At 58.6% G+C, this 24,814-nt stretch carries 23 protein-coding genes; 13 read left to right on the plus strand and 10 right to left on the minus strand.

Features of this window, described 5'->3' with window-relative positions; all coding sequences use genetic code 11:
- Positions 1-17: 17 nt before the first annotated feature.
- A complete protein-coding gene (locus I6L44_RS05060) occupies positions 18-410 on the minus strand; it encodes an NUDIX domain-containing protein (RefSeq protein WP_216953461.1) in 393 nt (130 codons plus the stop codon).
- Positions 411-749: 339 nt separating this feature from the next.
- Between I6L44_RS05060 and I6L44_RS05065 the strand changes: the two genes are divergently transcribed.
- The gene (locus I6L44_RS05065; protein ID WP_216953462.1) at positions 750-1,595 is read left to right on the plus strand and encodes a DUF5718 family protein; all 846 of its coding nucleotides are present in this window, start codon (positions 750-752) and stop codon (positions 1,593-1,595) included.
- Positions 1,596-1,653: 58 nt separating this feature from the next.
- Entirely contained in the window at positions 1,654-2,094 is a 441-nt protein-coding gene (locus tag I6L44_RS05070; RefSeq protein WP_216953463.1) for an acetyltransferase, read from the plus strand.
- Between the two features lie 77 nt (positions 2,095-2,171).
- Here the strand turns inward: I6L44_RS05070 and I6L44_RS05075 are convergent, their stop codons facing one another.
- The 3 genes from I6L44_RS05075 to I6L44_RS05085 form a co-directional block, all read right to left on the minus strand.
- Positions 2,172-2,489 carry a DUF4377 domain-containing protein gene (locus tag I6L44_RS05075; RefSeq protein WP_216953464.1) on the minus strand — a complete coding sequence of 106 codons (318 nt, stop codon included), beginning with the start codon at positions 2,487-2,489 and terminating at the stop codon, positions 2,172-2,174.
- Between the two features lie 91 nt (positions 2,490-2,580).
- Positions 2,581-3,867: a citrate synthase gene (locus I6L44_RS05080; protein WP_005346116.1), complete on the minus strand. Its 1,287-nt coding sequence runs from the start codon at positions 3,865-3,867 to the stop codon at positions 2,581-2,583.
- Positions 3,868-4,056: 189 nt separating this feature from the next.
- Positions 4,057-4,245: a hypothetical protein gene (locus tag I6L44_RS05085; RefSeq protein WP_216953465.1), complete on the minus strand. Its 189-nt coding sequence runs from the start codon at positions 4,243-4,245 to the stop codon at positions 4,057-4,059.
- Positions 4,246-4,309: 64 nt separating this feature from the next.
- Here I6L44_RS05085 and sdhC point away from each other — a divergent pair, with 64 nt between their 5' ends.
- The 10 genes from sdhC (at position 4,310) to I6L44_RS05135 (ending at position 15,076) form a co-directional block, all read left to right on the plus strand.
- Positions 4,310-4,687: a succinate dehydrogenase cytochrome b556 subunit gene (gene sdhC, locus I6L44_RS05090; RefSeq protein ID WP_005346101.1), complete on the plus strand. Its 378-nt coding sequence runs from the start codon at positions 4,310-4,312 to the stop codon at positions 4,685-4,687.
- A complete protein-coding gene (gene sdhD / locus I6L44_RS05095; protein WP_216953466.1) occupies positions 4,681-5,025 on the plus strand; it encodes a succinate dehydrogenase, hydrophobic membrane anchor protein in 345 nt (114 codons plus the stop codon). Before sdhC ends, sdhD begins: the two co-directional genes overlap by 7 nt.
- 1 nt (position 5,026) lies before the next feature.
- Positions 5,027-6,793: a succinate dehydrogenase flavoprotein subunit gene (gene sdhA, locus I6L44_RS05100; protein ID WP_013723668.1), complete on the plus strand. Its 1,767-nt coding sequence runs from the start codon at positions 5,027-5,029 to the stop codon at positions 6,791-6,793.
- A gap of 16 nt (positions 6,794-6,809) precedes the next feature.
- Complete coding sequence (locus I6L44_RS05105) at positions 6,810-7,526, plus strand: succinate dehydrogenase iron-sulfur subunit (RefSeq protein WP_216953467.1); 717 nt, start codon at positions 6,810-6,812, stop codon at positions 7,524-7,526.
- Positions 7,527-7,641: 115 nt separating this feature from the next.
- Positions 7,642-10,452 carry a 2-oxoglutarate dehydrogenase E1 component gene (sucA, locus tag I6L44_RS05110; RefSeq protein ID WP_216953468.1) on the plus strand — a complete coding sequence of 937 codons (2,811 nt, stop codon included), beginning with the start codon at positions 7,642-7,644 and terminating at the stop codon, positions 10,450-10,452.
- Between the two features lie 33 nt (positions 10,453-10,485).
- Complete coding sequence (gene odhB, locus I6L44_RS05115) at positions 10,486-11,673, plus strand: 2-oxoglutarate dehydrogenase complex dihydrolipoyllysine-residue succinyltransferase (RefSeq protein ID WP_041210302.1); 1,188 nt, start codon at positions 10,486-10,488, stop codon at positions 11,671-11,673.
- A 170-nt stretch (positions 11,674-11,843) separates the two neighbouring features.
- On the plus strand, positions 11,844-13,010 hold the full coding sequence (sucC, locus tag I6L44_RS05120; protein WP_005361097.1) for an ADP-forming succinate--CoA ligase subunit beta: 1,167 nt from the start codon (positions 11,844-11,846) through the stop codon (positions 13,008-13,010).
- Positions 13,010-13,882: a succinate--CoA ligase subunit alpha gene (gene sucD, locus I6L44_RS05125; RefSeq protein ID WP_005333542.1), complete on the plus strand. Its 873-nt coding sequence runs from the start codon at positions 13,010-13,012 to the stop codon at positions 13,880-13,882. The genes sucC and sucD overlap by 1 nt, the downstream gene beginning before the upstream one ends.
- Positions 13,883-13,921: 39 nt before the next feature.
- Positions 13,922-14,476: a GNAT family N-acetyltransferase gene (locus I6L44_RS05130; RefSeq protein ID WP_216953469.1), complete on the plus strand. Its 555-nt coding sequence runs from the start codon at positions 13,922-13,924 to the stop codon at positions 14,474-14,476.
- A 291-nt stretch (positions 14,477-14,767) separates the two neighbouring features.
- On the plus strand, positions 14,768-15,076 hold the full coding sequence (locus I6L44_RS05135; RefSeq protein WP_216953470.1) for a hypothetical protein: 309 nt from the start codon (positions 14,768-14,770) through the stop codon (positions 15,074-15,076).
- 163 nt (positions 15,077-15,239) lie between these two features.
- On the opposite strand, the gene I6L44_RS05140 is transcribed toward I6L44_RS05135, so the two are convergent.
- Both I6L44_RS05140 and I6L44_RS05145 read right to left on the minus strand, forming a co-directional pair.
- Positions 15,240-15,995, minus strand: coding sequence for an NYN domain-containing protein (locus I6L44_RS05140; protein WP_216953471.1), 756 nt, complete (start codon positions 15,993-15,995; stop codon positions 15,240-15,242).
- 251 nt (positions 15,996-16,246) lie between these two features.
- Complete coding sequence (locus tag I6L44_RS05145; RefSeq protein ID WP_216953472.1) at positions 16,247-18,178, minus strand: amidohydrolase; 1,932 nt, start codon at positions 18,176-18,178, stop codon at positions 16,247-16,249.
- Positions 18,179-18,374: 196 nt separating this feature from the next.
- Here I6L44_RS05145 and I6L44_RS05150 point away from each other — a divergent pair, with 196 nt between their 5' ends.
- Positions 18,375-19,073, plus strand: a complete 699-nt coding sequence (locus tag I6L44_RS05150) for a TetR/AcrR family transcriptional regulator (RefSeq protein WP_216953473.1) — start codon at positions 18,375-18,377, stop codon at positions 19,071-19,073.
- An 83-nt stretch (positions 19,074-19,156) separates the two neighbouring features.
- Here I6L44_RS05150 and I6L44_RS05155 read toward each other — a convergent pair whose 3' ends face one another.
- The 4 genes from I6L44_RS05155 to I6L44_RS05170 all read right to left on the minus strand — a co-directional run bounded on the left by I6L44_RS05155 (position 19,157) and on the right by I6L44_RS05170 (position 24,701).
- Positions 19,157-20,563, minus strand: a complete 1,407-nt coding sequence (locus I6L44_RS05155) for an FAD-dependent oxidoreductase (RefSeq protein ID WP_216953474.1) — start codon at positions 20,561-20,563, stop codon at positions 19,157-19,159.
- A gap of 18 nt (positions 20,564-20,581) precedes the next feature.
- Positions 20,582-22,318: a putative 2-aminoethylphosphonate ABC transporter permease subunit gene (locus tag I6L44_RS05160; protein ID WP_216953475.1), complete on the minus strand. Its 1,737-nt coding sequence runs from the start codon at positions 22,316-22,318 to the stop codon at positions 20,582-20,584.
- A complete protein-coding gene (locus I6L44_RS05165) occupies positions 22,315-23,409 on the minus strand; it encodes a putative 2-aminoethylphosphonate ABC transporter ATP-binding protein (RefSeq protein WP_194496318.1) in 1,095 nt (364 codons plus the stop codon). Before I6L44_RS05165 ends, I6L44_RS05160 begins: the two co-directional genes overlap by 4 nt.
- 272 nt (positions 23,410-23,681) lie before the next feature.
- On the minus strand, positions 23,682-24,701 hold the full coding sequence (locus I6L44_RS05170; RefSeq protein WP_139440599.1) for a putative 2-aminoethylphosphonate ABC transporter substrate-binding protein: 1,020 nt from the start codon (positions 24,699-24,701) through the stop codon (positions 23,682-23,684).
- Positions 24,702-24,814: the final 113 nt, after the last annotated feature.

Here is a 24,814-nt window from a genome sequence, read left to right on the forward strand (position 1 = left end):
CGCTCCCGGCTATGGGGTCAGCGGATCAACCCCTGCTCAACCAGCCAGGCAAAAAGCAGACGAGAGACGGGGGAGAGCTCATCGAGGTGAGAGCTATCGAGCCAGCGCAGCTCGGCAATTTCGGCCGAGGCGATTGGGGTGCCGCTCGCTTCGCCGGTGTAGCAGCGCAGTCGCACCTCGACTCCTGCCGGTTTGCCATCGGCCTGGGCGCTGAACTCGCAGGCAAAGCGCAGGGTATCGGGCTGCAGGGTGACAGCCAGCTCCTCCTCAATCTCGCGGATCAGCGCCGCCTCGTCGCTCTCACCCGGTTCCCGCTTGCCGCCGGGGATGTAGTAGATGGCTTTGCCGTGGGAGCGGGCGCAGAGCAGTTGCCGATCTTTAAAGGTGAGCCAGGCGAGTTTGTCGATCATCCGTTTTCTCTCCGATGGGGTTACCGTGATGAGCAGTGGCGCACTCAAGCGCACCGTTGTTTTGCATGCAGGCAGCCTAACAAAGATGAGGTTGAGTCCCAAGGAGAAAGAGGGGAGAGACAGGAAACGCACTGTTTCCTGCGTGGTGACCAGCGTAGCTGGAAGAGTACGCAATGGCTGTTTCACCACAGCCTTCTCGCCCCTAAAAAAGTGGACTGGCGCACACCACGACAGGGCCGGACTGGGCGAAGGCGGGGCCCTTGTGGTTTAATCTTGCCACTTTAGCGGTAGTGGGCGACGGGCCTGCTACCTTGCGTGGTCAAGATGCAGGTGAGCAAGATGCAGATAGCAGCAGAGAGCAAATTTATCGGACTCGGGGTCGCGGGGAATTTCGCCGGTCATCTGGAGCAGGCGGGTGAAGCGTCGGACTTCGTAGCGGTAGTCGTGCGGGATACCACGGCGCCCAAGGCGCTGTTCCCCTTTTTCGTGCCGGGCCATCCGGGTCAGCTCGGGGTATTCCCGTTGAGCGACAAGGCTATCTTCCTGCCGGAGGCGGCGGTCAGTGGTGACGAGAAGGTGCAGATCGAGCCGGAAGTGGCCCTCTGGTGCGAGCTGGAGTATGCCGGCAAGCAGGTGGTAGCGATCCATCCCCGTGCCTTTGGCGCCTATAACGACTGCTCCATCCGTCGTCCCAATGCCAAGAAGATCAGCGAGAAGAAGAACTGGGGCGAAGAGAGCAAGGGGTTGGCGGCCAATCTGCTGCCGCTTTCCGGTTTTGCCGCCGGTTGCGAGCTCGATGACTATCGCATCGCTTGCTATCTGGAGCGCGATGGCGAGCTGCACGCTTACGGGGTAGACAGCGCCGCCATCGACTACAGCTACTTCCACGGCAAGCTGCTCGACTGGGCCATCGACAAGTTCAATCATCAGCAGGATGAGGGGCCGGCGGAGCACATTCAGGGACTGCTGGCGCAGGCGGGACATCCTCCCCATGCGCTCATCAGTATCGGTGCCACCCGCTATACCCCGTTTGGCGAGACCCACTTCCTCAAACCGGGCGACACCTCCTGCGTGGTGGTCTACCCGGGCAGCCGTTATAGCGAAGCGGATATTCGCGAAGCGATCCGCAGCCGCCACTTTGATGCTGATATGTCGGTGCTGCTGCAAGCGGTACAGGCGCGCTAATCAGGTTGGCTCGCGGGGAGGCCACAGTCATCCTGCGGGCTGCAACACAGAGTCATTGATGAAGATTGATACTGCAACGCGGGCCGATTATCCGGCCCTGATCGCGCTGTGGGAGGCCTCGGTGCGGGCGTCCCACCACTTCCTGCCCGAGGCCGAGATCCTCGCGCTCAAGCCGCTTATTCTGGAGCACTACTTCGATGCGGTGACACTGCACTGTGCCCGCACAGAAGAGGGGCGTATTGCCGGTTTTTGCGGGCTATGCGATGGCAAGATAGAGATGCTGTTTGTGGCACCGGCGGTGCGCGGCAGTGGCGTGGGGCGTTTGCTGGTGGCACATGCCATCAGCCAGTGCGGCGCGACGCTGGTTGACGTCAAAGAGCAGAACGAACAGGCGGTGGGCTTCTATCTGAAGATGGGATTCACCGTGACGGGTCGCTCGCCGCTGGATGGTCAGGGCAAGCCCTATCCGCTGCTACATATGGCGCTGGCGCCGACCTGATCGTGCCTGATGAGGCGCAGTACCCATAAACCAACGGGGGATGGCATCAGCCATCCCCCGTTTTTTGATAGTGTTTGTTACTTGCTGGCGACCTTGTTCACCACCTTGATCAGCTGATAGCGCAGGGAGGGGGCATCGGCTGGTACATCGGTGAGCTGCTCCTTGCTGACTGTGAGCTGATACCGGTAGCCCGGCTCGAACTGGAAACCTTCAATATTCTGGTAGAACAGCGTCCAGGGCTGCTGCTCATCACTGCGAACCTGCATGCACTGCATCGGGCCAACCCCGACGCAATCGACCAGCTGGCTGTTGATATAGAGGGTCTCACCCTGTTGGACCGTGGTGCCCTGACAGGCGGTGAGCAGCAGGACGGCGCTGGCAAGCAGAGGTTTCATAAGGGCTCCTTGAGCTGAAAAGGGCATTAAAGCGGCAAACAAAAAGGCGGTCAATGACCGCCTTTGTAACAAACCATGTTGATTCAGTTCATTAGCGTTGATCAAGCGGCGTGAAGTCCCGTTGCGGGTGGCCCACGTAGAGCTGGCGCGGGCGGCCGATCTTGCTATCCGGATCGGAGTGGAACTCGTTCCAGTGGGCAATCCAGCCGATGGTACGGGAGATGGCGAAGATCACGGTGAACATGTTCATCGGGATACCGATCGCCTTCATGATGATACCGGAGTAGAAGTCCACGTTCGGGTAGAGTTTCTTCTCGATGAAGTAGGGGTCGGAGAGCGCGATGCGCTCCAGCTCCATGGCCACGTCCAGCAGCGGATCCTTGATCTGCAGCTCGGTCAGTACTTCGTGGCAGGTTTCGCGCATCACGGTGGCACGAGGGTCATGGTTCTTGTAGACACGGTGACCGAAGCCCATCAGACGGAACGGATCGTTCTTGTCCTTGGCCTTGGCGATGTACTCGGGGATGCGATCCACCGAGCCTACTTCCTCCAGCATGCGCAGGCAGGCTTCGTTGGCACCACCATGGGCCGGACCCCACAGGGAGGCGATACCTGCGGCGATACAGGCAAACGGGTTGGCACCGGAGGAGCCAGCCAGACGGACGGTTGAGGTAGAGGCATTCTGCTCGTGATCCGCATGGAGGGTAAAGATGCGGTCCATGGCGCGTTCGACCACCGGATTGACCTTGTACTCCTCGGTCGGTACCGCAAACATCATATGCAGGAAGTTGCCTGCATAGGAGAGGGCGTTGCGCGGATGCATGAACGGCTGGCCGATGGAGTACTTGTAACACATGGCCGCCAGGGTCGGCATCTTGGAGATGAGGCGGAAGGCGCAGATCTCGCGGTGCTGTTCGTTGTTGATGTCCAGGGCGTCGTGATAGAAGGCAGAGAGTGCGCCCACCACACCACACATGATGGCCATGGGGTGGGAGTCACGACGGAAGCCGCGGAAGAAGAAGGCAATCTGCTCGTGCACCATGGTATGGCGGGTCACGGTACGCTGGAAATCGGCAAACTGTGCCTTGGTGGGCGCCTCGCCGTAGAGCAGGATATAGCAGACTTCGAGGTAGTTGGACTCTTTGGCCAACTGGGCGATGGGGTAGCCACGGTGCAGCAAGACACCCTGATCCCCGTCAATGTAGGTGATGGCAGATTTGCAAGAACCGGTCGCCATAAAGCCCGGGTCAAAGGTGAAATACCCTTGCCCACCCAGCTTTCTAACATCGACAACATCCGGTCCAACGGTTCCAGAGAGGATCGGCAGTTCAACCGGATCTTTCCCGGGCAGGTGTAGGGTGGCTATCTTATCAGCCATAGCACGTCTCCTTTGCTCTTTATAATTTGGTTCCAGTCCTACTCTATTACGACTTTTATGACGCTGGCAAAGGTTGTTACCCATACCGAGGTGGCTGGAGCGCCCTATTTGAAACAGAGTTCCCTATCAATGTCAATTTTGCTGGGGCGGCATTAAAGGCATTAACGGAATGTTAAATTAAATATGCGATCAAGTTTGCGGTTTTGTGTTTTCTTTGTAGCTGTTTGATTGTCTTCGGTTAAGGCCGTCGATATACTGCGCCACGTGGGTCATGGCTGCTGGTGTTTGAAACGCTTTGGCAAAGCCTGATGTGAAACCAAAAATTCGCGTTTTGGCTTTTTCAGAGTGTTTTGGTAACAAATAGCCAACAATCACCATCCCGTGCCCTCAAGTGTGAGTTAAAACAATAACTAACGTGCTCAATAGAGCTGAGTGGGCAAGCGTGAAAAACAAACAGAGACCGGTCAACCTCGACCTACAAACGATCAGCTTTCCTGTCACTGCCATCGCCTCCATCCTGCACCGTGTTTCAGGGGTTATTACCTTTGTTGCACTGGGCATCTTGCTGTGGATGCTTGGCACTTCACTCGCCTCTCCCGAAGGATTTGAGACCGTGGTGTCCATCATGGACAACTTCCTGGTCAAATTCGTATTGTGGGGGATCCTGACTGCGCTGGCTTACCACATTGTGGGCGGTTTGCGTCATCTGGTCATGGACATGGGCTATTGGGAAGAGCTGGAATCCGGTAATCAGAGTGCCCGTGTGGCCTTCGTGATCACCGCGATCCTGGCTGTATTGGCGGGAGTGCTTGTATGGTAACCAATTCTGCAACTTTCGGGCGCAGCGGCGTTCACGATTACATCCTGATCCGCGCCACCGCCCTCATCATGACCTGCTATGTCCTCTATCTGGTGAGTTTTGTCGCGTTCAACGACATCACCTACGAGGTGTGGACAGGTTTCTTCGCCAATACCTTCACCAAGGTATTCACCCTGTTGGCCCTGCTCTGCGTACTGATCCATGCCTGGATCGGTCTGTGGCAGGTGTTGACCGACTATATCAAGCCGGTAGGGCTGCGCGGGGCGCTGCAATTTGCCCTGGTCGTGGTGCTGTTTGTCTATCTGATGACGGGTTTCGTCGTGCTGTGGGGTGTGTAAGGTGACTATTCCAACTCGTGAATTTGATGCTGTGGTGATTGGTGCCGGTGGTGCCGGTATGCGCGCCGCGCTGCAGATTGCCCAGTCCGGCAAGAGCTGCGCTCTGTTGTCCAAGGTTTTTCCAACCCGTTCTCACACGGTTTCCGCCCAAGGCGGTATCACGGTTGCGCTGGGCAATGCCCACGATGACAACTGGCAGTGGCACATGTATGACACGGTAAAAGGTTCCGATTACATCGGTGATCAGGAAGCCATTGAATACATGTGCAAAACCGGCCCCGAAGCCATCTATGAGCTGGAGAACATGGGCTTGCCCTTCTCCCGTTTCGATAACGGGTCTGTCTACCAGCGTCCGTTTGGTGGTCAGTCCAAGAATTTCGGTGGCGAGCAGGCTGCTCGTACCGCAGCGGCCGCCGACCGTACCGGTCACGCCCTGCTGCACACCCTTTACCAACAGAACGTCAAGAACAAGACCACCGTCTTCTCCGAGTGGTATGCGCTGGATCTGGTGAAAAACCAGGATGGCCATGTGGTGGGTTGTACTGCCATCGATATGGAGAGCGGTGAAGTGGTCTACTTCAAGGCCAAGGCCACCGTGCTGGCGACTGGCGGTGCCGGTCGTATCTACCAGTCCACCACCAATGCCCACATTAACACAGGTGACGGTGTCGGTATGGCGCTGCGTGCTGGCGTCGGCGTGCAGGATATGGAAATGTGGCAGTTCCACCCGACCGGCATCGCCGGGGCAGGGGTGCTGGTAACCGAAGGCTGCCGTGGTGAAGGCGGCTATCTGCTCAATAAAGATGGCGAGCGCTTCATGGAGCGTTACGCCCCGAACGCCAAGGACTTGGCCGGCCGCGACGTGGTGGCCCGCTCCATCATGATCGAGATCCGTGAAGGCCGTGGCTGCGACGGTCCCTGGGGCCCGCACATCAAGCTCAAGCTGGATCACCTCGGCAAAGAGGTGCTGGAATCCCGTCTGCCGGGGATCTGCGAGCTCTCTCGCACCTTCGCCCACGTGGATCCGGTCAAAGAGCCGATCCCGATCATCCCGACCTGCCACTACATGATGGGTGGCGTGCCGACCAACGTGAATGGCCAGTGCCTGACCCAGGACAAGAACGGCAACGATGTGCCGGTGGTCGGTCTGTTTGCGGTGGGCGAGATTGCCTGCGTCTCGGTGCACGGCGCCAACCGTCTGGGTGGCAACTCCCTGCTGGATCTGGTGGTGTTCGGCCGCGCGGCCGGCATGCATCTGGTCAACACTCTGGGCGAGATGGAACATGGTCGCGATGCCTCTGAGTCGGATCTGGATGCCGCACTGGCCCGCTTCAACCGCTGGGAAAATTGCCGTGACGGGGAAGACCCGGTGCAGATCCGCAAAGACCTGCAGCGCTGCATGCAGAACAACTTCTCCGTGTTCCGCGAAGGGGCTGCGATGGCAGAGGGGCTGGCCGAGCTCAAGGTTATCCGCGAGCGCCTCAAGTCAGCACGTCTGGATGACACCTCCAAAGAGTTCAACACCCAGCGCATCGAGTGCCTGGAGCTGGACAACCTGATGGAGACGGCGTTTGCCACGGCGGTTGCCGCCAACTTCCGTACCGAGAGTCGCGGTGCTCACTGCCGCTTCGACTTCCCGGATCGCGACGATGAGAACTGGCTGTGCCACAGCCTCTATCATCCGGACACCGAGTCCATGACCCGTCGTGCTGTCAACATGTCACCCAAGACCCGTGAGGCGTTCCCGCCCAAGGTTCGGACTTACTGATTGCGGAGCCAGCCCTATGAACGTCACATTCTCTGTCTACAGATACAATCCGGATGTTGATAACGTCCCCCATATGAAGGATTATCATCTTGATATTCCTGAAGGTTCCGACATGATGGTGCTCGATGCACTGATCCAGTTGAAAGAGCTGGATCCCACGCTCGCCTTCCGCCGCTCCTGCCGCGAAGGGGTTTGTGGATCTGACGGTCTCAACATGAATGGCAAGAACGGTCTTGCCTGCATCACCCCGCTCTCCGATTTGCTGAAGAAGGGCAACAAGGTCGTTATCCGCCCCTTGCCCGGCCTGCCGGTGATCCGTGATCTGGTGATCGACATGACCCAGTTCTACACCCAGTGGGAGAAGGTCAAACCCTTCCTCATCAATGAAGACAAGTTGCCGCCGGTGCGTGAGCACCTGCAATCCCCCGAAGAGCGTGCCAAGCTGGATGGCCTGTACGAGTGTATTCTTTGTGCCTGCTGCTCCACCTCTTGCCCCTCCTTCTGGTGGAACCCCGACAAGTTCATCGGTCCGGCCGGGCTGCTTGCCGCCTACCGCTGGCTGGCTGACAGCCGCGACACCGCGACCACCGAACGGCTGGGTAATCTGGACGACGCCTTCAGCGTGTTCCGCTGCCACGGCATCATGAACTGCGTGAACGTCTGTCCGAAAGGCTTGAACCCGACCAAGGCGATTGGCCAGATCAAGTCGATGTTGCTCAATCGGGCTGTTTAGTATTTGGGCCGGCCCTGTGCTGGCCCGACTTCCGGATAGCCATCCCACCCGTGGCAGGATGGCTGTTTGAACCCTACAAGCTGCGTAGCAGTAACAAGAAGTACAAGGGATAGAAATGCATAACGGCGTGATGAAGGCCTGGTTGGAGTCATCTCACCTGGCTGGTGCGAATGCAAGCTATATCGAGGATTTGTACGAATCCTTCCTGGAAAATCCTGACTCCGTATCCGATGAGTGGCGCAGCCTGTTTAGCGAGCTGCCCCAGGTCAATGGCCATGCGGTCGAACAACCCCACTCCCAGGTCCGCGATTATTTCCGTCGTCTGGCCAAGGATCCCTCTCGCTACAGTGCCCCCGTCTCCGATCCGCAAGTGGATGCCAAGCAGGTGCGGGTATTGCAGTTGATCAATGCCTTCCGTTTCCGTGGTCACCAGAATGCCAATCTGGACCCGCTGGGCCTGTGGCAGCGTGAAACCGTTGCCGAACTGGATCCTGCGTTCCACAACCTGCAGGGCGCAGATATGGAGGCCACCTTCAATGTGGGTTCCTACGCCATCGGTCGCGAGACCATGGTGCTCTCCGACCTCTACGCCTCGTTGAAGAAGACCTATTGCGGCAGCATAGGTGCCGACTACATGCACCTCACCTCCACGGAAGAGAAGCGCTGGCTGCAACAGCGCCTCGAATCCATTGAAGGGAAGGGGAGCTACACCCTCGAAGAGAAGACCCGTTTCCTCGAGAGCCTGACCGCCGCCGAAGGGCTGGAGAAATATCTGGGCGCCAAGTTCCCGGGAGCCAAGCGCTTCTCGCTGGAAGGGGGCGACGCCATGATCCCCATGCTCAAGGAGCTGATCCGTCGCGCCGGTGAGCAGGGCTGCAAAGAGGCCGTTATCGGTATGGCCCACCGCGGTCGTCTCAACGTGCTGATCAACGTGCTGGGCAAGCGCGCGCAGGATCTGTTCGACGAGTTTGCCGGCAAGCATGGCGAATCCTGGGGTACCGGTGATGTGAAGTACCATATGGGCTTCTCCTCCGACTTCGCCACCCCGGGTGGCAACGTCCACCTAGCGCTGGCGTTCAACCCCTCTCACCTCGAGATCGTCAACCCCGTGGTCATCGGCTCGGTCCGTGCCCGCATGGATCGTCGCGGTGACAAGGATGGCTCCAGCGTGTTGCCCATCACTATTCACGGTGACTCGGCCATGGCCGGTCAGGGCGTGGTGGCCGAGACCTTCAACATGTCCCAGACCCGCGCCTATGGTGTCGGCGGGACGGTGCGCATCGTCATCAACAACCAGGTTGGTTTCACCACCTCCTATATCCGTGACCTGCGCTCCACCGAATATTGCACCGACATCGCCAAGGCGGTGCAGGCGCCGGTGCTGCATGTCAACGGGGATGATCCGGAAGCCGTGGTGCTGGTGACCCAGATTGCGCTGGATTACCGCAATACCTTCAAACGCGACGTGGTGATCGAGCTGGTCTGCTACCGTCGTCACGGCCACAACGAAGCGGATGAGCCGAGCGCGACCCAGCCTTTGATGTACCAGAAGATCAAGCAGCACCCGACCCCGCGCAAGATCTACGCCGATCAGCTGGTGGCCGAGGGGAGCCTCGCTCAGGAGCGGGCGACCGAACTGGTCAACGTGTATCGTGAAGCGCTGGATCGCGGTGAGCGGGTGAGCAAGGAGTGGCGGCCGATGGAGCTACACTCCGTCGACTGGACGCCGTATCTGGGCCACGACTGGAACATGGCCTATGAGAGTGCCGTGCCGATGGATCACCTCAAGAGCCTCGGCGAGCGGGTGAGCCAGTATCCGGCAACCCACGTGCTGCAGCGTCAGGTCGAGAAGATTTACGAAGACCGCCGTCTGATGGCAGCGGGCGAGAAGCTGGTGGATTGGGGCTTTGCCGAGACCCTGGCCTACGCCACTCTGGTGGACAAGGGTTCCCGCATCCGCTTTACCGGTGAAGACTCCGGCCGTGGCACCTTCTTCCACCGCCACGCCGTGCTGCACAGCCAGACCGATGCCAGCACCTACACCCCGCTGTGCAACCTGCACGACGAGCAGGGCCCGTTCGAGGTGTATGACTCTGTGCTGACCGAGAACGCGGTACTGGCCTTTGAATATGGTTACGCCAGCGCCGAGCCGGCTGGCCTCACCATATGGGAAGCCCAGTTCGGCGATTTCGCCAACTGTGCCCAGGTAGTGGTGGATCAGTTCCTCTCCTCCGGTGAGCAGAAGTGGGGCCGGATGTGCGGCCTGACCATGTTGCTGCCGCACGGTTACGAGGGGCAGGGCCCGGAGCACTCCTCCGCCCGTCTGGAGCGTTATCTGCAGATGTGCGCCCAGCACAACATGCAGGTGTGCGTGCCCTCAACCCCGGCGCAGGTGTTCCATATGCTGCGTCGTCAGGTGGTACGTCCGATGCGCCGTCCGCTCATCGTGATGACGCCCAAATCCCTGCTGCGCCACCCGCTGGCGGTGAGCAAGCTCGAAGAGCTGGCGGAAGGCACCTTCCAGAACGCCATTGGCGAGATCGACGCGCTGGATCCGAAAGCGGTCAAGCGGGTGGTCTTCTGTTCCGGCAAGGTCTACTACGACCTGCTCGAAGCCCGTCGCAAGGCGGAGCAGAAGGATGTGGCGATCGTGCGTATCGAACAGCTCTACCCCTTCCCGGAAGAGGAAGTGCGCGCCATTCTGGACGATTACAGCCACGTCACCGATTTTGTCTGGTGTCAGGAAGAGCCGCAAAACCAGGGCGCCTGGTACTGCACCCGTCACAACTACGATGACGTGCTGCCGACCGGAGCCACCCTGCGTTATGCCGGTCGTCCGGCGTCCGCCTCACCGGCGGTTGGTTACATGTCCGTCCATGCCAAGCAGCAGAAAGCCTTGGTGGAAGATGCCCTTACTCTGGCCTAAGCCCTGAACAAGAAGTAACAAGGAACTGATTAGATGACTATCGAGATCAAGGTACCGGATCTGCCGGAATCAGTGGCGGATGCCACCATTGCCACCTGGCACAAGAAGCCGGGTGATCTGGTTGCCCGTGATGAAGTGCTGGTCGACATCGAGACCGACAAGGTGGTGCTGGAAGTACCGGCACCGCAAGCTGGCGTGCTGGGCGACATCCTGCAGGCAGAGGGGGCGACCGTCCTCTCCCGCCAGCTGATTGCCACCATCAAGGCGGCTGCCGTAGCCGGTGAAGAGACCAAGGAGAAGCCGGCCGAAGCGGTGGCCGATGATGGCGCCGATGGCCTGAGTCCCTCGGTGCGTCGTCTGATTGGCGAGCACGACATCGACGTGGCCAAGCTGACCGGCACCGGCAAGGGCGGTCGCATCACCAAGGATGATGTGGAAGCCTACATCAAGGCCCTGAGCAAGCCTGCAGCCGCCGCTCCCGTTGCTGCGGCTCCGGTCGCTCCGGTTGCCGCACTGGCCGGTCGCAGCGAGAAGCGGGTACCGATGACCCGTCTGCGTAAGCGCATCGCCGAGCGTCTGCTGGAAGCGAAAAACACCACCGCCATGCTGACCACCTTCAACGAGGTCAACATGAAGCCCATCATGGATCTGCGCAAGCAGTACGGCGAGATCTTCGAGAAGAAGCACGGCATCAAGCTCGGCTTTATGTCCTTCTACGTGAAGGCGGTGGTGGAGTCCCTCAAGCGCTATCCGGAAGTGAACGCGGCGCTCGATGGTGATGACGTGGTTTATCACAACTACTTCGACGTCAGCATCGCCGTCTCTACCCCCCGTGGTCTGGTGACGCCGGTGCTGCGCGACTGCGACAACATGAGCCTGGCGGACATTGAGAAGGCCATCAAGGATCTGGCGGGCAAGGGCCGTGACGGCAAGCTGACCGTGGATGAACTGACTGGCGGCAACTTCACCATCACCAACGGTGGCGTGTTCGGCTCCCTGATGTCCACCCCGATCATCAACCCGCCCCAGAGCGCCATTCTGGGCATGCACAAGATCCAGGATCGCCCGATGGCCGTTGACGGCAAGGTCGAGATCCTGCCGATGATGTATCTGGCGCTCTCCTACGATCACCGTCTCATCGACGGACGCGAATCGGTAGGCTTCCTGGTCTCCGTCAAGGAGCTGCTGGAAGACCCGACCCGTCTGTTGCTGGACGTCTAAGCCTGTGGCACCCGGGCAAGGGGTTTGCGCCCCGAGCCGGATGTGCTGCTGGACGTTTGAGTAATACCCGAGCGATTGAAAGATAACGAGGGGCCGCCCAGGCCCCCTTCACAGGGGATTGAGAAACACCAGCCCCGGACGGAAATACCTACAACACGGATAGAGCATCTATGAATCTGCATGAATATCAGGCAAAACAGCTGTTTGCCGAGTATGGCCTGCCGGTCTCCGAAGGTTATGCCTGTGCTACCCCACAAGAAGCGGCCGAAGCGGCCGACAAGATTGGCGGCAATACCTGGGTCGTCAAATGCCAGGTACACGCCGGTGGCCGCGGTAAAGCGGGCGGCGTGAAAGTGGCCAAGAGCAAGGACGAGATCCGTGCTTTTGCCCAGAACTGGCTTGGCAAAAATCTGGTGACCTACCAGACCGATGCCAACGGCCAGCCGGTCACCAAGATCCTGGTGGAATCTTGCACCGACATCGCCAAAGAGCTCTACCTGGGCGCCGTGGTTGACCGTGGTTCGCGCCGCGTGGTCTTCATGGCCTCGACTGAAGGTGGCGTGGATATCGAGAAGATTGCCCACGAAACCCCCCATCTGATCCACAAGGCGGCTATCGATCCGCTGGTGGGTCCGCAGGCTTATCAGGCCCGCGAACTGGCCTTCAAACTGGGTCTGGTCGGCGATCAGATCAAACAGTTCACCAAGATCTTCATGGGTCTGGGCCAGATGTTCCTGGATTGCGATTTCGCGCTGCTGGAGATCAACCCGCTGGTGATCACCGCGCAGGGCAACCTGCACTGCCTGGATGGCAAGATCAACATCGACGCCAACGCACTGTATCGTCAGCCCAAGCTGCGCGAGATGCACGACCCGTCACAAGATGACCCCCGCGAAGCGCACGCCGCCCAGTGGGAGCTCAACTATGTGGCCCTCGATGGCAACATCGGCTGCATGGTCAACGGCGCGGGTCTGGCCATGGGCACCATGGACATCGTCAACCTGCACGGCGGCAAGCCGGCCAACTTCCTTGACGTCGGCGGCGGCGCCACCAAGGAACGGGTAACCGAGGCGTTCAAGATCATCCTCTCCGACAGCAACGTCAAAGCGGTGCTGGTCAACATCTTTGGCGGCATCGTGCGCTGCGACATGATCGCGGAAGGCATCATAGGTGCGGTCAAGGAAGTGGGGGTCAAGGTGCCCGTCGTGGTCCGTCTGGAAGGCAACAACGCCGAGCTGGGTGGTATCAAGCTGGCCGAGAGCGGCCTCAACATCATTGCGGCCAAGAGTCTGACCGATGCCGCGCAGCAAGTCGTCAAAGCAGCGGAGGCCAACTGATGAGCGTACTGATCAACAAGGACACCCGAGTCATCTGCCAGGGCTTTACCGGCGGTCAGGGTACTTTCCACTCCGAGCAGGCGCTCTCCTATGGTACCCAGCTGGTGGGCGGCGTCTCTCCGGGTAAGGGCGGCACCACCCATCTGGGCCTGCCGGTGTTCAACACCGTCCGTGACGCGGTCGAAGCGACCGGCGCTACTGCCTCCGTCATCTATGTGCCGGCACCTTTCTGCAAGGACGCGATCCTAGAGGCGATCGACGCGGGCATCAAGCTCATCGTCACCATCACCGAAGGCATCCCGACGCTGGATATGCTGGACGTCAAAGTGAAGCTGCAAGAGACCGGCGTGCGGATGATCGGCCCCAACTGCCCAGGTGTGATCACTCCGGGTGAGTGCAAGATCGGCATCATGCCGGGCCACATTCACAAGCCGGGCAAGGTGGGTATCGTCTCCCGCTCCGGCACCCTGACCTACGAAGCGGTCAAGCAGACCACTGACGAGGGCTTTGGCCAGTCCACCTGCGTCGGTATCGGTGGCGACCCCATCCCGGGTTCCAACTTTATCGACATTCTGGAAATGTTCCAGAACGACCCGCAGACCGAAGCGATCGTGATGATCGGCGAGATCGGCGGCAACGCCGAGGAGGACGCGGCTGCCTATATCAAGGCCCACGTCACCAAGCCGGTGGTCTCCTATATCGCCGGTGTTACTGCCCCTCCCGGCAAGCGGATGGGCCACGCTGGCGCCATCATCTCCGGTGGCAAGGGTACTGCCGCCGAGAAGTTTGCCGCGCTGGAAGATGCTGGCGTGAAAACCGTCCGCTCCTTGGCCGATATCGGCAAGGCCCTGCGCGAAGTGACCGGCTGGTAATTCCTGTTAGCCCGTTATCTCTAATAAAAGTGCCGCCCGATGGGCGGCTTTTTATGCCTAATAATAGAACATCATTATCTATTCTCGCGAATTAAAGAATATGTTTTGCCTTGGGAAAAAGGATATATGGAAATTTCATTGCTTGCAGATCATCCGCATCATATATCGACAATAGTCGGCTGGTATTTCGATGAATGGGCCTCTCATGTGCCCGGCGTTACGAAAGAGATGGTACGTAAAAAGGTTGAAGTCACAGCTTTAAATAGAGATATCCCATTTAGCTTGGTGGCGCATGACGATAGAGAACTGGTTGGAACATTGGAGATTAAAATTCAGGAAAATAAAAATCACCCTGAATATGAGTTCTGGATTGGTGGTATCTATGTTTCAGCAGTACACCGCAGAAAAGGTATCGCTAAAAAATTGATGAATGTTGCCAGGAATATGGCTGTTTCCCGTGGTGTTGCGACACTCTACTTGCAGTGTGAAACACATAATGTTGGCTTCTATCGTGAGCAAGGCTTCAACGCAATACATAAATCAACCCACGGTCACTGGGAAACGACCATTATGGTATGGCATGCCATCACATAAATATGCCTATAAATCTGTTTTACGGCTTAACCACATCCTTATTTATTCCGCTTTTGTTGGCGCAATAATGCGCACTTGATATTTGACGTCACAAGTTGAGGCGATGAGGTGCTAACATTTTTATGGCCGCGCTCTCGGTGCTTGGAGGAAACAATGAGGTGGTTTTTTCTGCTGTTTATCATGATGCTTGTTGTGGTTGGCAACGCAGCAATTTTTGATAATTCTTCATCTACCAAAGTATTGGTGACATTGCGTTTAACCTGATCCCGTTATCTTTGCTTATGTTCTGGTTTGGATTTTATTTTTTCTGATGGAGATAAGCGCGCCCAGTTACTTGTGGTTGGTCATGTGCTGCTTGTCTTTTTTGTCGGCGCTGGATTTTTGCTTATCGGCACCAATATTGTTTTGGCTGACACATGTGAAATAGTGACATTTAGTAGGAGAACGGGTGGTCTTCTCTGGAAATTTGCAAACTATATACAGTTGATGGGGTATTGTCAGGAGCTGGTGGGCATTGCCGTGTTCGGAATTATTATCTCTTATTCTAACGCTAGACTTTTTTGGGGTTGGTGCTTTCACGTTAATCATTTAAAAAAATAAGGATGTTGTCATTAATCATAAACCTATTTAACAAGACAATGGCTTTCTGTTATCACTTCACATAACTCCCTAACGATGACACTAACGTATTAACTGTTTTTATTAGGGAGTATATTTTCGTATGTCAGGATTCGTATCGTTCTTCGACCCTAGAGACTTATGATTAGTTTTTACTTGCTACGGATTGTAAGGGTGGAGTGGACTTATTCAGTTGTTTTGCTTTTCTTTTGTCTCTAACCCAAATAACTGAACCATTTGTTTTTTTCATCTCGAAGAGATCGATGGACTGGAATAGATCGCTCAGCTTTCTAAATCCGTAGTTTCGTTGATCAAATGAAGCATGGTTTGAAATGTGGTTGCCAATCTCACCAAGCATAGCCCAGCCATCATCTTCGCCAATAGCATCTATTGCCTGCCGGAGTAAATTGATGAGTTTTGTGTCACCCTTTATGTTTTTACTTTGTTTTTGAATGGGTAGCTCCAGCACTGGCTCGGCATCCAGATATAGAAATCGAGAACAACTATTAACGAATGGTAATGGTGCTTTCCGTTCTCCAAATCCGATGACAAATTTCCCATCAGCAAGTGTTCTGGTAACTAAAGGTGTAAAATCACAATCCGATGATACAAGGCATATTATGTCAATATCCTTTGTATATATTACGTCCATTACATCAATGACTAATGCCATGTCTGTCGCATTTTTACCCTTTGTTAAATCAAATTGTTGTACTGGTTGTATGGCATAGTCGTGTAGGACATCTTCCCATGGTTTAAGATTAGGGTTTTTCCAGTTACCATATGCTTTTCTAATATTTACAACGCCGTATCTAGCTAATTCTGAAAGAACTATGTCTATTTTACCTGCGGGTGCATTATCAGCATCAATAAATACGGCTATTTTTTCTTTATCTTTCATAAAGGCCTCCGTGCTATTTAATTATTTTATGCGCTGTGACTCCATTACAGCACTTAGCCCTCAATGCGAGCAGTAAAACATATCCAGACGCTTGGGGTCATGTAGTATGCCACAAGTATTTTGGACTGCCAGTGTTGAACCTCTCAATATTAGGAGTCTTCTTAAGAAAAAACTCCGCAATAAAAATACCGACCCTTGGGTCGGTATTATCATTCTGTTCGCAGCTGATGACTTGTCTTACTACCAGAGTCCTACTGGTTAAAGATGGTTTGCCCGCGAAAGACGGTCTGGACTACCTGGGTATCGGCGATCTGCTCCGGCTTGCCGGCGGCGACCAGCTGGTAGAGATCCCGATCCAGCACGATAAAGTCGGCCGATTTGCCCGCCTCGATCGAGCCGCTGATAGCCTGCTGGCGCACCGCGCGGGCGCCATTGATTGTGTAGGCCGCCAGCATTTCGTCAAGGGTGATGCGCTGGCTGGCGCGATAATCATCGCCGCTTTGGGGAGCCTTGATGATCCCGGTCGCCATATTTTCGAAGGGGCGGGGATCCCGGCTGTCGACCGGGGCATCGCTGCCTGCGACCAGTATGGCCCCCGCCTTGCGCGAACTCTCGACCGGGTAGAGGGCTCCGTGCAGATAGCCGAGGGGATCATAGAGGGCATCGCTCAGGGATTGGCCCACCCGGGTCGGCTGGATAAAGGAGGCAACCAGCATGTCGTAGGCCAGTTGGGGGGAGGTCCAGGCATAGGTAAAGGTGAGGTAGAGCCCAAGCTCGCCGAGCCGTTTTTGATCATCGGGATGGACCACCTGCAGGTGGGCCAGGGTGTGGGGAATGCCGCTATCACCGTTGCTGGCGCGGGCGGCGGTGAGGGCATCCAGCGCCGTGCGGGTGGTGCGATCACCGATGCTGTGCATATGGATGCTGAAGCCTGCCTTGTCCAGCGCCCCTATATAGCGGGTGAGGTCGGCCTCCCGGTAGTTGACGATCCCGTTGTTGCCGGACTCCTCGCTGTCGGCTGTGATGGTCACTTCATCGGTAGCCGGGTCTCTGGCCAGATGGGGGGTGTGGTAGTTTGCCAGCATGCCGGCATTGGGCAGGAAGGGGGGGGTTGTGAAGGGATCCCCTTCCAGCACACCGTCGAGGAAGATCTTGACCGCATCGGCCTTGATCAGCGGGTTGTTGGCAAAGGATTCTCTCACCTGGCTGGCCTTGGCAAGATGCCCCTCTATATCGAGTTTGCCCTGATAATCATCATCGCTAAAGCAGGTGGCGGCCGTGACACGCATATGCAGCAGGTCCCGTGACTGCATGGTGAGTAGTCGCTGGCGGATAAAGTCGGTGGCGCAGGCATCCTGAATGCTGGTGATACCGCGAGAGGCCATCAGCTCGGCAATGGCGGGCAGGATCTGGTCGTATTGGCTGGCTGCCTGCTCATCACTGGCGCTCAGAACGCCGCTATCGGGCACTGGAATGGCGCTGCGGGCCGTGTCACGCACCACTCCGCTGGTCAGGTCGACATAGGGGATAAAGGGCTCGAAGACCCCGCCGGGGGCCAGCGTAGTTCCATTGAAGCCGATTGTGTTGCCGTCGTTATCCTGCGCCATGGCAAGGGCGCGGGAGTTGTAGGCACTGGCATGGCCATCGACCCCGGCCAGCACCACCGGATTGTCGGGGGCGGCGGCATCGAGGGCTGCCAGCAGGGTGGCATGGCTGGCGGTTGCCGTATTGCCCTCGTAGGGAGACCACTGGTTGACTACCAGCCACTCCCCCGGTTTGGCCGCATAGCGGGGCAGGCATGTGCTGATCTTGGCGGCCAGCTGATCCAGAGTGACGGGTTTGCCATCGAGATCGCACATGTCCAGCGCCACCGTACCGAGCAGATGGATATGGTTGTCATGCAGGCCGGGCAGTACCATTCGGCCTTGCAGATCCACCACCCGGGTGGTGGGGTGCTTGAGCGCTTCGGCCCCCTCCTGGTTGCCCACATAGATAAACTGGCCGTCACTGACCATCATGGCCTCGGCTACCTGACGCTGCCCATCCTGGGTGTGGATCTTGCCGTTGAGATAGAGGGTCGTTGCCCCATTCGTATCATTGGTGTCACTTCGGCAGCCACCGAGCAGGCCTGCGGCCAACAGGAGGGTGATGCCAAATCGGGTTGAGGTATGTTTGCTATCCATTGCACTGCTCTCCTTGGGTTAAATGCAGTAATTACTGCAGATCTGAGCAGATATGTTTATTGCAGCTATTCTGAAAAAATCCAGTAATTACTGCATTTATTTAACTTTTTGTTTACCTTGTCTCATGGATGTCAATGAGCCACTACCGGTCGTGACCCGGGCAAAGAGGGGACCTCAGTGGTTCGAAGGAGAGAAGATGTCAGAACAACGAGTGCCTGCCGCCCTGCATATGCGGCGTCAGCCCCGGCAGCAGCGCAGTCAGGAGGTGGCGAGTCGCATTGAACAGGCCACCCTGCTGTTGCTGCAGGAGCGAGGTTTTGCCGCCCTCAACACCAATGCCATTGCTGATCGGGCCGGTGTCGGGATCAAATCGCTCTACCACCTCTATCCCAACAAGGAGGCGATCATTTGCCGTCTCGCTATGGGGTGGCTGGCAGCTGTCTGTGAGGCACAAGAGCAGATCCGAACCCAGGCGACCAGTTGGCCGCACGTGCTGGTGCTGCTGGATCTTGCACTTGAAGAGCTTGAGCGTCGCTTTGTCGGCTATGGTGCCTTGTGGCACGCCATGGATCTCATCCCCGAACTGCACGTGGTCGAGCAGGAGCACGAGCGGCGCCAGATTGACTTCTGGTCATCCCTGCTGCGCGACTTTGGCTGCCGCTGGCCGGAGGCTGAGCTCACGAGTCTGGTGCGCTACTTCTATCGCACCGCCGATGTGACCAAGCAGTGCACCCGTGGTGATGGGGAGGCGGGCCAGAGGATGTGGTTGCTGCATCGTCGCTGGAGCGAGCAGCTGATCGCCGCCGCTATTGCCGAGTCCGACCCGGCACGGGTGTGGCAGGCAAGGCCAGCCCTGCTTATTGGCACGGAAGTACAGGCAAAGGCGGCGCCATAACAGGCGCCGCAAGGTGTGCGGGTCGGCGCTTTGCTTGTTGCAGTCAGACGGGGCTGAACCGTGCGGGATTGGCGTCAGCGCGCTTACTTGTCTGCCTTGCCAGCGGCATCGGCAAGTTTGGCCAGCTGTTTGTCATACCAGGCCACCGGGCGGTTCTCATCTTCCGCCCGCTCCTTGCGCCGGATGGCATTGCGTACCGCCATGGCGCCCAGCCAGCGAAATGGCTCGGGCGGAAAATAGCCGCGCGGGCCGCTTACCAGAGCGCAGTCACGCCACGGTTTGTCCTCCTCCCTCACCTCGTCTCTCACCAAGGCCGCCAGGATCTGGCCACCCATCCAGCTCTGAGCCACTCCGTTGCCAGAGTAGCCGAGGCCATAGACGATATTGGGCTGCCCTCGCCAGTGGCCGAAGAAGGGGAGGCCATCTACCGAGCGGTCGGAGGCGCCGCACCAGCTGGCGGCGATGGGCACCTCTTTGAGTGCCGGAAAGAAGCGGCGCAGGGTGCGGGTGAGGGGGGCAAGATAACGGCTCGGCGCATCGAACTCGGCCAGATGGCGGTTGGCAAAGGCGAAGGTGTTGCCCCCCTTGCCCAGCATCAGCCGCCCTTGCGGGGTGGAGCGGTAGTAATGGACAAAGGTGCGGCCATCCACCACGGAGCGGCCGTGCGCAAGCTGCTGGGCGGCCAGTGCATCCGGCGCGGGGTCGGTTATCACCATATCGGAGGAGACCAGCACGATACTGCGGCGAAACTCGCGAAAGTGCTGCACCATGGCGCTGTTGAGGGCCAGCACCACTTTGCGGGCGCGCACCTCCCCCTGCGGCGTTTGCACCCGCGCCGGCTGACCCGCTTCGAGGCGCTGCATGGGGGAGTGCTCATAAACCTCGACCCCCAGTTCCCGCGCCACCCGCAGCAGGCCGCGCACCAAGAGCGCCGGTTGTACCGAACCGGCGTGGGGGCTATAGAGCCCCTCCAGATGAACGTGGGAGCCGCTCTGGCTCGCCAGTTCACCCTCTTCAATCGCCTGCCACTGGTTAAGGTTGGCTCGCTGTAGCTCCCGCAATACCGGCTCCATCAGGCCGCGCTGCGCCTCGCTGGTAGCGGTGTAGCAGGTGCCCTCGACCCTCAGCTGTGCCTCTATGTTGTGCGTTTCGCAGAAGCGGGCGATCTCGTGCACCGCCTGCTCGGATCTTTGCACCAGCCAGGCGGCCTGCCGCTCGCCAAAGAGGCGCTTTAAGGTCAGGTATTTGGCCGACCAGGTGAGCAAACAGCCGCCGTTGCGCCCGGAGGCGCCGCTGCCGCAGCGATCTTTTTCCAGCACTATGACGTGCAGGTGGGGCTCGGCCTGTTTAAGGGCAATGGCGCTCCACAGCCCGGTAAAGCCGCCGCCGACGATGCAGACATCGACCTCGTGGTTGCCGACTAGGGGCGTGGGCGGCGCGGGCTGTTCGGCGGCGAGCGCCTCGGCCAGCCAGAAGGGGATAGTGGACATGATGACTCCTCGATAAGGTTATTGGTGGCGCCAGCGCTGGGTGCGATCCAGCAGGGCGCGGCTCAAAAAGAGCTGGAGCAGCTTGACGGTGGCGGCGGCCAGCAGGATCAGGGTGGCCATGGCGGCTGCTGCTGCGGTGTCGCCGGAATCCTCCATATTGAGCACGGCGATGGAGGCGAGCACGCTGTCGCTCGAGTAGAGGAAGATCACCGCCGAGGTGGTGGTCATGGCGTTGACGAACAGATAGATGAAGATCTCCAGCAGCGCCGGTAGGGAGGCGGGCAGGGTGACTCGCCAGAACGCCTTCCAGAGCGGAATGCGCAATGAGATGGCCACCAGCTCCAGCTCCTTGGGCAGTTGCTTGAGGCTGGTCAGCGCCGTCATATGACCCACCGTGTAGTAGTGGATGACGCAGGAGAGCACCATCAGCGGCAGAGTGCCATAGAGGCTGCCAAAGAGTGGATTGCCGTTGAAAAAGAAGATGTAGCCGAGCCCCAGCACCATGCCGGGTACCGCCAGCGACAGCATGGCGAGCAGATGCAGCAACTGGCGAAGCCATGGGAAGTGGCGTCCCTTCTCCTGCGCCCAGGCCAGCACCATCACCAGCACGGTACCGATAAGCGCGGTATAGAGGCCCAACTGCAAGGTGTTGGTAAAGGGCTGCCAGCCATAGACGCTATTGCTGTCAAAGGCGTAGTGATCGAGCGTCAGCCCGAGGTTGTAGGGCCAGAACTGCACCAGGGAGCCGTAAACCGCCATCCCGACCAGTGCCAGAAACAGCAGGGCCCAGAGCGTGCACCAACCGAGCGCCAGCAGATCCCGCAGCCGATGGGGTTTGGGTTGATAGGGCACCGCCTTGGTGCTGCTCTGCTCCTGCATCTTGCTGCGCACTCTGTGCTCCAGCGCAAAGCTCAAGAGCGCCGGCAGCAGCAGAGTGACGCTGGCAACGGCGCCCAGCGAGAAGTTCTGCATCCCGATCACCTGCCGGTAGATGTCGGTAGCCAGCACGCTGTACTGGCCGCCAATCACCTTGGCTACCCCGAAGTCACAGATGGTGAGGGTGAAGACGGCGATGGCGGCGCTGAGCAGGCCATAACGGGCGGTAGGCAGGGTGACGGTGACAAAGGTGCGCCAGCCGCTGCTGCCGAGCACCCGGGAGGCTTCATAGAGGCGGGCATCGCTCTGGCCGAGCGCAGTGATAAGGATCATCAGGGCGTGGGGGAAGCACCAGAAGCCCAGACCAATGACGATGCCGATGGGGCCGTAGATGCTCTCGCCGCCGAGCAGCCCCTTGGCGATCCCCTGATTGCCAAACCAGTAGACCAGACTGATGGCGGGCAGCAGGGAGGGCATCAACAGCGGGATCAAACCGATGAGGCGAAACAGGGGCTTGCCCGGCATACAGGTGCGGGTGAGGGCATAGGCGTAGCCAAAGGCGATGGTCACCACCAGCGCGGTGATCAGCACCCCTAGCCAGAGGGTGTTGCCGATGGTGCGCCCCAGATGAGGTGAGTCGAAGTAGGCGCTGAAGTTGGCAAGGCCCACCCAGAGGCCGTTCTCATCCTGCAGGCTCTTTTGCAACATGGTGAGCAGCGGCAGCAGCAAGCCGCCGGTGAGCAGGGCGATGCCGAGCGCAAGCAGGAACAGTTGCAACAGCTGATCCCGGCTCCAGCCGCGACAGAGCCGCTGCCAGCGAGAGTCTTGGCGGGCTGTCACTGGTGGCAGCAGGGAGGAGGTCGCGAAGGGGGCTGTCATGGGCGATCTCCTTCAAACAGCTGCATCGCCCCGGCAGGCCAGTGCAGCGAGCAGCGCATGCCGCTGCGCCAGCCACCCTGTTCGTGGCGGGGTAGCTCGTGGGTCGGGCGCTCCACCAGGATCTGCTGCGGGCCCAGATAGGTGTCGGCGGTGCAGATAAGACGCTGGGCAGCGCCGAGAAACTCCACCTGATCGATGGTTGCTTCAACGCCATGTTGGCCAAGATACGGCTCGCTCGGCGCACTCAGGGTGATCGCCTCGGGGCGGATCGCCACCTGCAATTTGCTGCCGGCAGAGGCCTGGTTGGCAAGTGTCAGCGGTTGTTCGTTGAGGCGCACCTGAGTGGGGCTCAGCACCAGGGTCTCGAGGAAGTTCATGGTGCCTACAAAGCTTGCCACGAAACGGCTGGATGGCTGGTGGTAGATCTCCTGCGGAGTGCCCACCTGTACGATGCGGCCGCCCTCCATCACCACGATGCGATCGGCCATGGTCAGCGCCTCTTCCTGATCGTGGGTCACCATGATGGTGGTGATGCCAAGGCGCTGCTGCAGGGCGCGGATCTCGCTACGAAGATGGGTGCGCACCAGCGCATCCAGGGCGCTGAGCGGTTCGTCCAGCAGCAGTAGGCCGGGGGAGAGGGCCAAGGCCCGGGCCAGCGCCACCCGCTGCTGCTGGCCGCCTGAGATCTGGCTCGGGTATTTGTGGGACTGGGCAGTGAGATCCACCAGCCCCAGCCAGTGGTCCACCCGCTCCTTGATGAGATCCCGCGCCAGCCCCTGATTCTCAAGCCCGAAGGCGATGTTCTGGGCCACCGTCAGGTTGGGGAAGAGGGCGTAGGACTGAAACACGATGCCAAAATCGCGCTCCTGGGGCGGCAGGCGAGAGATATTGCGACCCCCTTGCCAGATCTCGCCGCTGTCCGGCAGATCCAGCCCGGCGATGGCTCTGAGCAGGGTGGTTTTGCCGCAGCCGGAGGGGCCGAGAAAGCAGATAAACTCCCCCGGCTCAATGGTCAGAGAGATCCCTTTAAGGGCCTGAAAAGCACCGAACTGCTTGTTGAGATGTTGAATGTCCAGATAGGGCTGGGTCATGGTTCGACTCGCTACTGATTTGGTATATACCAGTTTGCGGGTGAAGTGTGACGGTCAGGTGATCGGGGGATGACAGCTTGATGACAGTCAAATGAGATCGGGTCGCCAACAAGTGGCTGGGCACTGTGCGAATGGACTAAGCATCGCTAATTGAAGGCAATGCAAACTCGGGAAGTTAAAACCAAAAAGCGAAGGCCAACAGCTGTTGGCCTTCGACTGGCAGTTTATTGGCAGCGGTGTGTCTGGCGTGAACAAATCGCCGCCCTTCACGCTTACTGTTTGGCTTCGGTCTTGCCGTCGAAGCTGGCGCTCCACTGGGCCAGGATGGCGTTACGCTCGCGGGCTGCCCAGCTAAAGTCGTTGTCGATCATCTGGCCTTTGATATCCGCCGGATAGCCCGCTCTCGGTTGGGCCACATCGGGGATGGCGACCACGGCGAACGATTTGTTGTAGAGGGCGTTGGCCTGTTCGGTGGCGGCAAAGTCGAGCAGCTGTTTGGCGGCATCCAGCTTGGGGGTGCCTTTGATGATGGCGGCAGCTTCCATATCCCAACCTGACCCCTCTTTCGGGAACACCACCTCGATGGGGGCACCCTTGGCCTTGAGGCTGGTGGCCGGGAAGTCGAAGGAGATCCCGATCACCGTCTCGCCGCTGGCGGCCAGCTTGCAGGGGGCGGAGCCCGAGTGGGTGTAACGGTCGATGTTCTGGTGCAGGCCGTTCATGAATTGCCAGCCCTGCTGCTCGCCCATGGTCTGCAGCCAGCCAGCAACGCTCAGGTAACCGGTGCCGGAGGAGCTGGGGTTGGGCATGATCACCTTGCCCTTGTAGATGGGCTTGGTGAGGTCGGCCCAGCTGGTGGGGGCCGGGATCCCCTGTTTCTCCGCCTCTACCTTGTTGAAGCAGATGGCGCTGAAGAAGGCGTCCAGACCGATCCAGTGCGGCTCGGCCTTGCTGTCGCGAAAGCGGCTGTCGAGCTTCTCCAGTCCTTTCGGTGCATAGGCATTGAGCATCTGCTGCTGATCGAGCTGCATCAGGCTGGTGGCGGCCAGTCCCCATACCACATCCGCTTTGGGCTGGGCTTTTTCTGCCAGCAAGCGGGCGGTGACAACGCCGGTGGAGTCACGCACCCACTTGATGTTGATGTCCGGATGCTGGCGTTCGAACGCGGTTTTCAGCTCGTTGAGCTGCTCCGGTTCGAAGGCGGTGTAGACGGTGAGATCGGTCGCGGCCAGTGCCGGGGCGGTCATGGCAGCCAGCACGGCGGCGGCCAGCAGATGGGTTCCCTGTTTCATCCTCTTCTCCAGTTAAATTGGTTTGGTATAAACCAGATTGGTCGAGAGAGAGGCTAGGGGATCTTTATGACGTGACCGTGACAGCCCCGTGACGTTTTGCCGTTCCTGATTTA

Origin of the sequence: Aeromonas sp. FDAARGOS 1414 (assembly GCF_019047065.1) — a bacterium.
Taxonomy (GTDB): Bacteria; Pseudomonadota; Gammaproteobacteria; order Enterobacterales; family Aeromonadaceae; genus Aeromonas; species Aeromonas veronii_A.

Bases quoted from the DNA above. Each gene is read 5' to 3' on its own strand.
- I6L44_RS05060 (WP_216953461.1), bottom strand. From the start codon at position 410: ATGATCGACAAACTCGCCTGGCTCACCTTTAAAGATCGGCAACTGCTC.
- I6L44_RS05065 (WP_216953462.1), top strand. From the start codon at position 750: ATGCAGATAGCAGCAGAGAGCAAATTTATCGGACTCGGGGTCGCGGGG.
- I6L44_RS05070 (WP_216953463.1), top strand. From the start codon at position 1,654: ATGAAGATTGATACTGCAACGCGGGCCGATTATCCGGCCCTGATCGCG.
- I6L44_RS05075 (WP_216953464.1), bottom strand. From the start codon at position 2,489: ATGAAACCTCTGCTTGCCAGCGCCGTCCTGCTGCTCACCGCCTGTCAG.
- I6L44_RS05080 (WP_005346116.1), bottom strand. From the start codon at position 3,867: ATGGCTGATAAGATAGCCACCCTACACCTGCCCGGGAAAGATCCGGTT.
- I6L44_RS05085 (WP_216953465.1), bottom strand. From the start codon at position 4,245: ATGGTGATTGTTGGCTATTTGTTACCAAAACACTCTGAAAAAGCCAAA.
- sdhD (WP_216953466.1), top strand. From the start codon at position 4,681: ATGGTAACCAATTCTGCAACTTTCGGGCGCAGCGGCGTTCACGATTAC.
- I6L44_RS05105 (WP_216953467.1), top strand. From the start codon at position 6,810: ATGAACGTCACATTCTCTGTCTACAGATACAATCCGGATGTTGATAAC.
- sucA (WP_216953468.1), top strand. From the start codon at position 7,642: ATGCATAACGGCGTGATGAAGGCCTGGTTGGAGTCATCTCACCTGGCT.
- odhB (WP_041210302.1), top strand. From the start codon at position 10,486: ATGACTATCGAGATCAAGGTACCGGATCTGCCGGAATCAGTGGCGGAT.
- sucC (WP_005361097.1), top strand. From the start codon at position 11,844: ATGAATCTGCATGAATATCAGGCAAAACAGCTGTTTGCCGAGTATGGC.
- sucD (WP_005333542.1), top strand. From the start codon at position 13,010: ATGAGCGTACTGATCAACAAGGACACCCGAGTCATCTGCCAGGGCTTT.
- I6L44_RS05130 (WP_216953469.1), top strand. From the start codon at position 13,922: ATGGGCGGCTTTTTATGCCTAATAATAGAACATCATTATCTATTCTCG.
- I6L44_RS05140 (WP_216953471.1), bottom strand. From the start codon at position 15,995: ATGAAAGATAAAGAAAAAATAGCCGTATTTATTGATGCTGATAATGCA.
- I6L44_RS05145 (WP_216953472.1), bottom strand. From the start codon at position 18,178: ATGGATAGCAAACATACCTCAACCCGATTTGGCATCACCCTCCTGTTG.
- I6L44_RS05150 (WP_216953473.1), top strand. From the start codon at position 18,375: ATGTCAGAACAACGAGTGCCTGCCGCCCTGCATATGCGGCGTCAGCCC.
- I6L44_RS05155 (WP_216953474.1), bottom strand. From the start codon at position 20,563: ATGTCCACTATCCCCTTCTGGCTGGCCGAGGCGCTCGCCGCCGAACAG.
- I6L44_RS05160 (WP_216953475.1), bottom strand. From the start codon at position 22,318: ATGACAGCCCCCTTCGCGACCTCCTCCCTGCTGCCACCAGTGACAGCC.
- I6L44_RS05165 (WP_194496318.1), bottom strand. From the start codon at position 23,409: ATGACCCAGCCCTATCTGGACATTCAACATCTCAACAAGCAGTTCGGT.
- I6L44_RS05170 (WP_139440599.1), bottom strand. From the start codon at position 24,701: ATGAAACAGGGAACCCATCTGCTGGCCGCCGCCGTGCTGGCTGCCATG.